Annotated in this window: 12 protein-coding genes and 1 other RNA gene; all 13 read right to left on the bottom strand. The window is 55.1% G+C overall.

Going from position 1 to position 11,065, the window contains the following annotated elements:
* Positions 1-312: 312 nt before the first annotated feature.
* A complete protein-coding gene (locus AC50YL_RS32060) occupies positions 313-576 on the bottom strand; it encodes a pro-sigmaK processing inhibitor BofA family protein (protein ID WP_494837432.1) in 264 nt (87 codons plus the stop codon).
* Positions 573-845 carry a YaaL family protein gene (locus AC50YL_RS32055; protein ID WP_494837430.1) on the bottom strand — a complete coding sequence of 91 codons (273 nt, stop codon included), beginning with the start codon at positions 843-845 and terminating at the stop codon, positions 573-575. The genes AC50YL_RS32060 and AC50YL_RS32055 overlap by 4 nt, the downstream gene beginning before the upstream one ends.
* Before the next feature lie 169 nt (positions 846-1,014).
* Complete coding sequence (gene recR / locus AC50YL_RS32050) at positions 1,015-1,614, bottom strand: recombination mediator RecR (RefSeq protein ID WP_494837428.1); 600 nt, start codon at positions 1,612-1,614, stop codon at positions 1,015-1,017.
* A gap of 29 nt (positions 1,615-1,643) precedes the next feature.
* A complete protein-coding gene (locus AC50YL_RS32045; RefSeq protein ID WP_161746056.1) occupies positions 1,644-1,955 on the bottom strand; it encodes a YbaB/EbfC family nucleoid-associated protein in 312 nt (103 codons plus the stop codon).
* 45 nt (positions 1,956-2,000) lie between these two features.
* Positions 2,001-3,785, bottom strand: a complete 1,785-nt coding sequence (gene dnaX / locus AC50YL_RS32040; protein WP_494837426.1) for a DNA polymerase III subunit gamma/tau — start codon at positions 3,783-3,785, stop codon at positions 2,001-2,003.
* A gap of 235 nt (positions 3,786-4,020) precedes the next feature.
* Positions 4,021-4,285, bottom strand: an RNA gene (gene ffs, locus AC50YL_RS32035) — signal recognition particle sRNA large type.
* 61 nt (positions 4,286-4,346) lie between these two features.
* Positions 4,347-4,736: a hypothetical protein gene (locus AC50YL_RS32030; RefSeq protein WP_494837425.1), complete on the bottom strand. Its 390-nt coding sequence runs from the start codon at positions 4,734-4,736 to the stop codon at positions 4,347-4,349.
* An 83-nt stretch (positions 4,737-4,819) separates the two neighbouring features.
* Positions 4,820-5,017 (bottom strand): 50S ribosomal protein L31, encoded by a 198-nt coding sequence (gene rpmE / locus AC50YL_RS32025; protein ID WP_161746059.1) that lies wholly within the window; start codon positions 5,015-5,017, stop codon positions 4,820-4,822.
* Positions 5,018-5,148: 131 nt separating this feature from the next.
* Positions 5,149-6,408, bottom strand: a complete 1,260-nt coding sequence (locus AC50YL_RS32020) for a radical SAM family protein (protein ID WP_494837423.1) — start codon at positions 6,406-6,408, stop codon at positions 5,149-5,151.
* A gap of 38 nt (positions 6,409-6,446) precedes the next feature.
* Positions 6,447-7,808: a transcription termination factor Rho gene (rho, locus tag AC50YL_RS32015; RefSeq protein ID WP_494837422.1), complete on the bottom strand. Its 1,362-nt coding sequence runs from the start codon at positions 7,806-7,808 to the stop codon at positions 6,447-6,449.
* Positions 7,809-8,016: 208 nt separating this feature from the next.
* Positions 8,017-9,264, bottom strand: a complete 1,248-nt coding sequence (gene murA / locus AC50YL_RS32010) for a UDP-N-acetylglucosamine 1-carboxyvinyltransferase (RefSeq protein WP_494837420.1) — start codon at positions 9,262-9,264, stop codon at positions 8,017-8,019.
* Between the two features lie 166 nt (positions 9,265-9,430).
* Positions 9,431-10,285, bottom strand: a complete 855-nt coding sequence (gene fba, locus AC50YL_RS32005; protein WP_494837419.1) for a class II fructose-1,6-bisphosphate aldolase — start codon at positions 10,283-10,285, stop codon at positions 9,431-9,433.
* A gap of 252 nt (positions 10,286-10,537) precedes the next feature.
* Positions 10,538-10,936 carry a response regulator gene (locus AC50YL_RS32000; RefSeq protein ID WP_161746064.1) on the bottom strand — a complete coding sequence of 133 codons (399 nt, stop codon included), beginning with the start codon at positions 10,934-10,936 and terminating at the stop codon, positions 10,538-10,540.
* Positions 10,937-11,065: the final 129 nt, after the last annotated feature.

Below are 11,065 nucleotides of genomic sequence, written 5' to 3'. Positions count from 1 at the left end.
ATCAAACTCTCCATAAAAGTGGCCGAAGCCATTTTCAGGATGTGCTTGTTAGCTCATCGCTGACTTACTTTATAACCTTTTGACAGGTCGCTCATTGTTCAGTTTTCAAGGTACAAGTTCTTTTCTCGTATCGCCCATGTCTCAGCGGCGACTTGATTAATATATCACACTCAGTCATTCAAATGCAAGCATTTTTTATTTCTTTTTGTTGAAATTAATGTTTGCTCTTGTGACGCGAAAACTAATTTAACATATACGCATAGGTCTGGTCAAGTGTAACGCACGGCTATTTTCTTAACTGCTCTATCCACTTCAAAAAAGCGTCATCTGCAAGCCCAATACAAGCGCGATACCAGGCAAACCAAGCAGAACTACCGTGCCGATCGTTGCCGGATTAAGCGGTACCTCGAATCCCGATATGACGCCTGAATAATTAAGCAAGTATAAGACCAGTGCAGCCGCGACCAAATGAAGGGCAAATCTTCTTAACCACCTAAATGACATCCTATTACGCACGACCACCATTATCAATAACAGGGAAGAAGCGATCAAACTGACCATCCAAATCGTTTTCACTGAACGGCACCGCCTTTCAATAATGACCATTGCGCCGGCAGTCGCTTGGCTTTCCGAATCAGCATGCTGTACCTCTTCTCGGCGGATGCAATCGCAAAAATCGCATAGTCGATCTGGTCGCTGTCGACCGCATACTCAAAAAACCGTTGCGCATTCTCCCACTCTCTCTTGGCCGTATTGATTTCTTCAATCAGCTCCAACTGTTCTTGCCGCTCGTTCTTCTTCGTGAGATCAGCAGTCTGCTTCTTTCTTCTCAGCCATTTCCACATGACTCTCATCCTCCTGCCTGTCCGCCTCTTCTTGACTATCGAAGCGCATATAATTGAATGTATGAGGTTCGGCAGGAATTAGAACGAGCCTCTCTGGCATCGCGGACCGATAAACGCAAACAGCCCCGCGGGAGCAACTCCCGCGGGGCTTGTATCAATATTGTTCACGTTAACCTAGTTCTCTGCGACCTTCCAGCGCTTTGGACAAAGTGACCTCGTCCGCGTACTCCAGGTCGCCGCCAACCGGCAATCCATGGGCGATCCGCGTCACCTTGATGCCGAACGGCTTCACGAGCCGCGATAAATACATCGCGGTCGCTTCGCCTTCGATATTCGGATTGGTCGCCAGAATCAGCTCTTGAACGGTCTCATCGCTTAAACGGCGCAGCAGCTCGGCAATCCGGATCTCGTCAGGACCGACGCCCTCCATGGGAGATATCGCACCTTGCAGCACGTGATACTGGCCTTCGAACTCTTTCGTCCGCTCCATCGCGACCAAATCCCTCGACTCCTGAACGACGCAGATGATGGACTGATCCCTGCTCTTGTCCTGGCAAATCCGGCACGGATCGGTGTCGGTGATATTGCAGCATACCGAGCAATAATGAAGATTGCGCTTGACGCTGACGAGCGCCTTCGCGAAATCGATGACGTCGTCTTCCTTCATCTTGAGGGTATGAAAGGCCAATCTGGCCGCCGTCTTCGGACCGATGCCAGGCAATCGGCTGAAGGCATCTATAAGTTTGGCTATCGGTTCGGGATAATACAAAGCGCAGCTCCTCTACTCTTGGAACAAATTTAGAACAAGCCCGGGATTTTCATACCGCCCGTAAATTTGCCCATGTCTTTGTTTGCCAGCTCGTCGGCTTTGTTCAGCGCGTCGTTGACGGCCGTCATCACGAGATCCTGCAGCATCTCGATGTCGTCGGGATCTACCGCTTCCGGCTTGATCACGATGCTTTGCACGTTCTTATGGCCGTTAATGATAACCGTCACAACGCCGCCGCCTGCCGTGCCTTCGATCGTTTTAGTGCCGAGTTCTTCTTGCGCCTTCAGCATTTGCTCCTGCATCTTCTTCACTTGCTTCATCATTTGGTTCATGTTATTCATTGTCCTCATCACTCCTTGAGTTAGTTAATGTCATTCATAATAAGCCTAGTTATCCTCGATAACGACCAATTCCTCGCCGAAAAGCTTCACGGCTTCCTCGACCCATTCCGGCTCCGGCGGCGGTCCGCCTCCCTCGTCTTCTTGAAGAAGCGTCAGCTCCGCGGCCGGCGCCGGCCCGTTCTCGGCGGCTGCTTGCCATTCCTTGAGCATCACCGTCGCGAGCCGCACGGGGCGATTGTAAGCTTCGTTCAGCACCCGTTCGATCACGTCGCGGTTCGCCGGCTTCTCGGTCGTCTCGCGGTGGATGGAGTTCTTGAACGCCACCAAAATGGTGTTGTCCGCCGCAGCCACAGGTTCGCCGTTGACGAACCAAGCATGCGTCGAAATGTTGTTCCCCTTCACCCGCTGCAAGATGTCGGCCCATTTCATACGCACCTGGGTTGTCGCCTGACTCTCCGCCGCAGCCAGAAACGGATCGAGCTTCACGCGGGCTATCGAGCCTCCCGTGCCTCCTGTACCGCTTCTTCCGAAGTTGTTCGCGCCGCGATTGGCGCCGGCACGCGCCTGATCCGGAGAGACCGCGGCTCCGCCTTCCGGACGAACGCCGGATTGGAGCAGTTGTTCGATCTTGCGTTCCAACGCCTCGATGCGCTGCTGCAGTCTCTGCACTTCGCCGACGGAGGTCGCGGAGTCCGATGGTCTGGACGAAGCAGAAGCTTCGACAACGCTCGGCGCTCCCGCTTCCTGCAGCGTGCATATCTTCATCAGCGCGACTTCGAAGATCGTTTGCGGCAGCGAGGCATGGCGAATCTCCAGCTGGTATTGATTCAGCACGTCGATCATGCGGAACAATAATTCCGCGCTGAAGGACGAAGCCATGCTCCTGTATTTGTCCTGGTCGACGATTCGCTCAGTCGCGGCCGCCTTGCCCTGGGGAGCAAGCTTCAACACGAGCAAATCCCTGAAATAGTAAACAAGATTCTCTAGGCACTTGTCCGCACTCTTGCCGGCCTGCATCAATCCTTCGACCAGCGGCAGGATAGCGCCGGCATTTCTATCGCGCACCGCTTCGGCCAATTGCTCGAACTGCTCCGCGGCCAGACCGCCCGTGACGTCCACGGCGTCGTTCAACGTGATATACTCGCCGCCGTATGCCGAGACTTGTTCCAGCAGGCTGATGGCATCGCGCATCCCGCCGTCCGAGAGCCTCGCGATGTAAGCAAGCGCGTCCTCGTCCGCCGAAATGCCTTCTTCGGCGCAAATCTGCCGCAGCCGTTCCGTCTGCTCCGGCAACGACACCTGCCTGAAATCAAAGCGCTGGCAGCGCGAAATGATCGTTGCCGGCAGCTTATGCGGCTCCGTCGTCGCCAAGATAAAAATGACGTGCGCGGGCGGTTCCTCCAACGTCTTCAACAGCGCGTTGAACGCCTCGGACGTGAGCATGTGGACCTCATCTATAATATACACTTTATAGCGAACTTCCGACGGGGCGTAACGGACTTTGTCGCGAATGTCCCTGATCTCGTCGATGCCGCGGTTCGAAGCGGCGTCGATCTCCACGACGTCCATGACGGTACCCGCCGTGATTCCGCGGCACGCGTCGCAGACATTGCACGGCTCCGGCGAAGGACCGCGTTCGCAGTTGATCGCTTTCGCCAGCACTTTGGCCGTCGTCGTCTTGCCTGTCCCCCGGGGTCCGTTGAACAAATACGCATGGGAGACCCGATCCTCGCGAATCGCGTTCTGAAGCGTTTGAATGATATGCTGTTGGCCGACCATATCCTGGAACGTCTGCGGACGCCAAGCACGGTATAAGGCTATATGTGACATCGTCAAGTCCGTTCCTTTCGGCTGTATGACGTACTTGTCGGCGGCTAGCGCCAGTCTGTCTCTCTATTATACACGATGCCGTCAGCCAAAAAAACCGTTGGTTGCACGAGTTCGGCAACGTTTTCGTCGGGGGAATCCATATGTCGCGCCGTTCGCCGATATTCTAGCGAAAACGAAAAAACACCCTGCATGACTTAAGAAGTCAATTCGGATGTTATCATCTTATAAATCAGGACCGTGCACCTATCCTCGATTTAAGCGACATGAGCGGAAAGCTCACTCCCAGCTCTGGTCAAGCACTCCTCCGGCACATGAACTAACTTACTTATGGCTGCTTCCTTCCGGACCTGACCCGTTCACAAGCGTCCATTGCGGAGGACCCGGCCGTCAACACTGTTCATGAACACCAGCCCCACACTGCAAAAACCTACGAAAGGAATTCAACCCCGCTACAGCGGATTGCGAGTTACAGGGCACCGCTACCTCCCCGTCTAGCACGGCAGAGATAAGTATAGCTCGTTCAAACCAAAAGTGCAAGCCGATTCGCCGAAAGCCGGTCGATCAACGGGACATATTGACATGAACGTTGTAACGAGGCATGTTCGAGCGCAGCACGGCAATCGCTTTTGCTTTAACCTGCGCGCTGTCATAGCCTTTCTTGGGGGTCACCGTGACGAACATATCCGGCGCCTGAAAGATGATTCTCGCCTTATTCACGCCCGGGACTTGCCTAAGCTTCTCCTGCGCGAAATCGCCGTCCGAATCTTGATTCAAAAATTGTCCGTTGCGGTTCGGCAAATGCGGATTGCTGTTGGATAACCCCATATAGCCATCGTGTCCGTACGACTTGGCATTATAATTATTGGTGGCGTCCTTATTGCCTGCGCAGCCGGCAAGCGAAATGACAGCCGCAAGCACGAAGGTGCCGAGCACTATACGTTGGCTTGACATAAAAAAACCTCCCTTTAACCATTAGGATGGCTGAGGGAGGTTCTTGTATTCTGCTAATTTCCGGCAAAAGCGGACGTATAGGCTTAGATACCGTATTTCTTTTTGAATTTGTCGACGCGGCCGCCGGCATCCAGGAACTTTTGCTTACCCGTGAAGAATGGGTGGCAGTTGGAGCAAATCTCAACGCGCAGGTTCTGTTTGATCGAACCAGACTCGAAGCTATTGCCGCAAGCGCAAGTTACCGTCGTGACGTGGTATGTCGGATGAATACCTTGTTTCATCTCGTTCACCTTCTTTCTGCCCTGGATCAACAGGCGGACCCAGAGTTCTATAACAGACAAATTCGATTATAGCACGCCTATACCCGGGACGCAATGCTTTTCCGATTCGGGAATGGCTGGTTCGCCCACCGTCAAAAAGGCTGCTTCATCGGCGCCGGCGGCACGTGGGTGTAGGATCCGATGACGACATCGGGAAGCTCGTCCGCGAAAATCTCCAGCATTTGCTTCATGCCGTATATCTCGCCCTGCGCTTTCGGAATCAGCTCCAAATAGCTCTCGGGGTCGATATTCAGGTTGCGCATCTGGATCAGCTTGAGCCCCGTCCGCTTCACGAACCCGAGCATCGCTTCGATCTCCTCCTCGCGGTCGGTCACGCCCGGAAAGATCAAGTAGTTGATCGAGGTATAAACGCCTTTGTCCGCCGCGTAGCGAAGCGATTTCTCGACATTGGCCAGCGTATAGCCGCGCGGTTTGTAATACGCGTTGTAGTGATCGTCCAGCGCGCTGATCGTGCTCACGCGCATCAGATTGAGACCGGCGTCCACGATGCCGCGGATATGGTCGGTCAGGCCCGCGTTGGTATTGATGTTGATGTAGCCAAGCTGCGTGCGGCTGCGCACTTCGCGCATCGCGTCGATGATGATTCTGGCTTGCGTGGACGGCTCGCCCTCGCAGCCCTGGCCGAAGCTGATGATGGAATCCGGCGCGTTCAGATGCTCCAGCATGATGTCGACGAGTTCTTGCACCGTCGGCTTGAAATTCATGCGCGTCTGCGGCGCCGGAAACCCGCTGTCGTCCGGTTGTTCGGAGATACAGCCGTAACACCCGGCATTGCAGGAGAAGGAAACCGGGACGGCTCCTTCCCAGCGCTGTAAAAAGGTATTCGACGCGGTCAGGCATTCGTACCCGAGCGCGCAATTCGATAAGTGCTGATAAAGCCGATTCTCCGGGTACTTCGCCAGCAGCCGCTCGACGCCGACGTTCAGTTCGGTCGGGTCGCAATTGAGCGGGTTCCAACGTTCCGGATCATCGCTTTTCTGCGCGGCGACGTAAAAACCGCCGTCTTTCCAAACGACCGCGGAATAGCCGAACAGCGGAAGCTTCTGCGCCTTGTCCGTCTTCATGTAGCCCGGAATGCACAAGCGGGTGAAGCCCTGCGGCAGCAATGCGCCGACGGCTTGATAGTTGCCGGGAAGCGGCCGCATCTCGCCCGAAGCGGCATGAATGCCGATCGGCCGCGTATGCGGCAAACCCACCATCGTGGCGCCGTCCGGCAGCGGAATAAGCTCGTCTTCCATGAGCTCCACGACCATGTCGCCGCTGCGGCCGAGCCCGATCCAATCGGGGTGATCGAACAAGTTGCCTTGTTCGTCTGCATATACGAGATTCATGATGTACCTCCTAAAAGCCAAACTGCTTAACCTTCAAATTAAGTGACCGGCGTCGAACGCGTCGTCGGACGTCTGGATGCGCCCGTCGCACTGCCGCTGCCCGAACCGCTGCCGGAGCTTGCGTTCTGCCTGCGCGGCGAGGGAGTCGAAACCTCCGATGTATCCAGGGAAGCCAGGAATTCCTCGTTATCCTTTGTATTCGCCAGCTTCTTCAGGAAGCCGTCGACGAATTCCATGGAATCGTTCATGTTTTTGCGGATCGCCCATACTTTGTCCAGCTGTTCCTTGGTCAGCAGCATCTCTTCGCGGCGCGTACCCGAACGCCGGATATCGAGCGCAGGGAAAATACGGCGTTCCGCGAGCTTCCGGTCGAGGTGAAGCTCCATATTGCCGGTACCTTTAAACTCTTCATAAATGATGTCGTCCATACGGGAACCCGTCTCGATAAGCGCCGTAGCCAGAATCGTCAAGCTTCCGCCTTCTTCCACGTTGCGCGCGGAGCCGAAGAAACGCTTCGGACGATGAAAAGCAGCCGGATCGATACCGCCGCTCAGCGTCCGTCCGGATGCCGGGACGACAAGATTGTACGCGCGGGCTAGCCGCGTGATGCTGTCCAGCAGAATGACGACGTCCTTCTTGTGCTCGACCAGGCGCAGCGCGCGCTCCAGCACCAATTCCGCCACTTTGATATGATTTTCGGGCAGCTCGTCGAACGTGGATGCTACGACTTCGCCCTTGACCGAGCGCGACATATCCGTCACTTCCTCGGGACGTTCGTCGATCAGCAGCACGAACAGCTCGATCTCCGGGTTGTTGGTCGAAATGCTATTGGCGATTTCCTTGAGCAGCAGCGTTTTGCCTGCTTTCGGCGGCGCCACGATCAATCCGCGCTGACCGAGACCGACGGGCGCAAGCACATCCATAATACGCGTTGAGAGTTTGGACTGGGCGGTTTCGAGAACGAGTTTCTTCTCGGGGTAGAGAGGAGTCAAGGCTGGAAAATGAAGACGTTCTGCAGCATGTTCGGGGCTTTCTCCGTTGACGGCATTGACCTGAAGGAGTCCAAAATAGCGTTCGTTTTCTTTGGGAGCCCGGCACTTGCCGGATACCAGATCACCGGTGCGAAGGTCGAACTTGCGAATCTGCGAGGCTGAAATGTAGATATCCTCGGTGCTCGGCAAGTAGTTGATCGGTCTAAGAAACCCGAAGCCTTCCGGTAAAATTTCCAATACGCCTTGCATGAACATGAGACCGCTTTGTTCCGCTTGCGCGCGTAAAATCGCAAAAATCAATTCCCTCTTCTTCAGTTGGCCATAGCCCTGAATCTGGTGCTGTTTGGCCAGCTTGTAAAGCTCCGTGAGCTTCATCACTTCAAGATCCGTGATCTGAAGTTCAGACATAGTATCACCACTTCTTATCAAGGTTCAAGAAGAACCGGCTATCGCCGTCCTGCGGCGGAGCGCGCCTCTTCCCATGGAATTATAAGCAATGAATGCCGATAAATCCGATTCTTTCGCAGATTCCGTAAAATGCGGAGCTTCTTCCATCATTGCCGGAATCGGTCCGCTCTATTCGAAGACCGACTCCAAATTTAATAGAGAACTAGAACTACTCGCGCCAGACGTCCGCGCCGAGCATGCGCAGATTCTCGACCAGGTTGTCGTACCCGCGGTCGATGTATTCCACGCCGGTGATTTCCGTTACGCCTTCATCGACGGTGAGCGCGGCCACGACGAGCGCGGCACCCGCGCGCAGGTCGGAGGCGCGGACTTTCGCGGCGTTCAACTTGCCGCCTTCGATGATGGCCGATCGACCTTCGACCCGAATATTGGCGCCCATCCGCGTCAATTCCGGGACATGCTTAAAGCGGCTGCTATAGACGTAGTCGCTCAAAATGCTGACGCCCGCCGTTTGCGTGAGCAGGCTGGTCATGGGAGATTGCAGATCCGTGGCGAAACCGGGATACACGAGGGCTTTGACGTCAATGGCTTCGTAAGCGGGCTGGCCGACAATGCGGATGGACTCATCCATTTCGTAGACGTGGACACCCATCTCCTGCAGCTTGGCCGTGATCGCTTCCATGTGTTTCGGAATGACGTTGTCGATCAGCATGTCGCCGCGCGTCGCCGCTGCCGCGATCATATAGGTACCCGCCTGAATCCGGTCGGGAATGATGGAGTGTCGGCAGCCGTGCATCCGCTCGACGCCCTCGATCCGGATAGTCTCCGTCCCGGCTCCTTTGATTTTCGCGCCCATGGCGTTAAGGAGCGTAGCTACATCTATGATTTCAGGCTCTTTCGCCGCATTTTCGATAATCGTGAAGCCCTTGGCCCGCGAGGCCGCGAGCATGATATTAATCGTCGCCCCAACGCTGACGACGTCGAGATAAATTTTGGCGCCGCGGAGTTCTTTCGCAACGATGCGAATGGATCCGTGATCGTTCGTGACCGTTGCGCCCAGCGCTTCAAAGCCTTTGATATGCTGATCAATGGGACGCGGTTCGAAATTGCAGCCGCCCGGCATGCCGATCGTCGCTTCGCCGAAGCGTCCGAGCATGGCCCCCATCAAGTAGTAGGACGCGCGGAGCAGTTTTACTTTGCCGTTCGGCATCGGCTTGGATGCCATGGCGGACGGATCGATGACGATCGAGTCGCCGCTCCATTCCACGATGCCGCCTAGCTCTTCCAGGATTTCACTATAGACCGCCACGTCGCTCAGATGAGGCAGATTATCCAGCGTCACCGTTGATTCCGCCAGGATCGAAGCGGGCAGAAGCGCAACGGCGCTGTTCTTCGCACCGCTGATTTGCACGGTGCCGCGCAGCGGGCGACCGCCGCGAATCATCAATTTTTCCATCGGAATTCGTTATCCTCCCATCCGGTGAGAGCAAGGGAACAAACAGCCGCGGCAAGCCCTGAATGCCAGAAAACAAGCGCTCCATCTTTCAAAGCGATCTTGAAGGACGGGGCGCCTGCTTCCCTTTCGCGCTGCGCGGCTGTTCGATTCCTTTGACTATCGGAAGTTAAGCTTGGTTGCTGCTGCCGAACAAACGGATTTTCTCTTGAACTACGGCTTGCATCGCGGCACGCGCAGGTACCAGGTATTTACGAGGATCGTACACGGAATCGTTGGCTGCGAGCACTTCGCGGATCGCGTTCGTGCAAGCGACTTGGTTCTCCGTGTTGACGTTGATCTTGCCGACGCCTGCCGCTACGGACAAACGGATGGCTTCGTCCGGCACGCCCGAACCGCCGTGCAATACGACAGGAACCGGAATCGCGTCGGTTACTTTTTGAATGATATCGTAATGGATCTTAGGTACGCCTTTATACATGCCGTGCGCCGTGCCTACCGCGATCGCCAGGCAGTCTACGCCCGTTTCTTCGAAGAAACGGATCGCTTCTTCCGGTTTCGCCAGGGAAGCATGCTCCTCGTCAACGCTCAGGTCGTCTTCGACGCCGCCGATCGTGCCGAGCTCGCCTTCAACGGATACGCCCATCGCGTGAGCCGCTTTTACGACTTCTTTCGTGATCGCGATGTTCTCTTCCAGCGAGTAGTGGGAACCGTCGAACATAACGGACGAGAAGCCCGCGCGGATGCACTTCATGGCAACTTCGAAGCTGCTGCCGTGGTCCAGGTGAAGCGCGATCGGCAAGCCGGATTTCTTGGCTGCCGCTTCTGCGATGGCAACCGTGTATTCGATACCCATATATTTCAGGGCGCCTTCGGATACGCCGAAAATAAACGGCGATTTCTCTGCGATGGCAGCGTCGGTGATCGCTTGCGCGAACTCCAGGTTGTTCATGTTGAATTGACCGACCGCGAATTTGCCTGCTTTGGCTTTCGGCAGAAATTCATTCATTGAAACGAGTGGCATGGTTCTCTACTCCTCCTAAGGTGGTATGGCGTCGACGAACGGCTCCATACATTGTCTGTGATATGCGACGCTTCGCCCACCACCTCTGCCGAGCGGCAGACGGCTGGTTTGGAAGACATGCGCCTGACTGATCTTGCATCACGCCTCTGAATATCGCACCCGGTCATTATATCACATCCATCCGGGCTTTGGTACAAGTCTTGCCATCCCCCGGCTCGAGGCCCCGAAACAAAAAAAGCGGGATCCCTTGTGCTAGGATCCCACTGCGTACCAGCCGCCCGATTCGCCGCCGCGAAGCTGCAAGTTGACCGCCATCCGCATCTCGTCGATGTCGAACGGCTTCGTGAAGTGCATCAGCGCGCCGTGATCGGTCGCTTCTTTGATCATGTCGAGCTCGCCGTACGCCGTCATCATGATGACTTTGATGTCTTTATTGATCGCTTTGACATGCTTCAAAATCTCAAGCCCGTCCATGCCCGGAATCTTCATGTCGAGCAACACCAGGTCCGGAGACTCGTTTCGAACGATCTCCAGCGCCAGCTTGCCGTTCGGCGCCTGAAACGTCATGTAGCCTTCGCTGCTGAATACTTCCATCAATAAAATACGAATGCCATTCTGGTCGTCGACGATCAAGACTTTCTTGTTTTCCAACTTGAACCCTCCCAGGAATGCACGATGTTCCGCGATTTGGATTAGAATCCCATTATGGGTTAATGATTTCGCGTCCAAACATCCATTTTCCTGCTTGAGCTGGAAAAAAACTTTAGTGTTGACAGTGCG

This window comes from Paenibacillus sp. J22P277 (assembly GCF_059383675.1).
The sequence above is the reverse complement of the archived record's forward strand: the minus strand, read 5'-3'. Positions and strand labels throughout refer to the sequence as shown.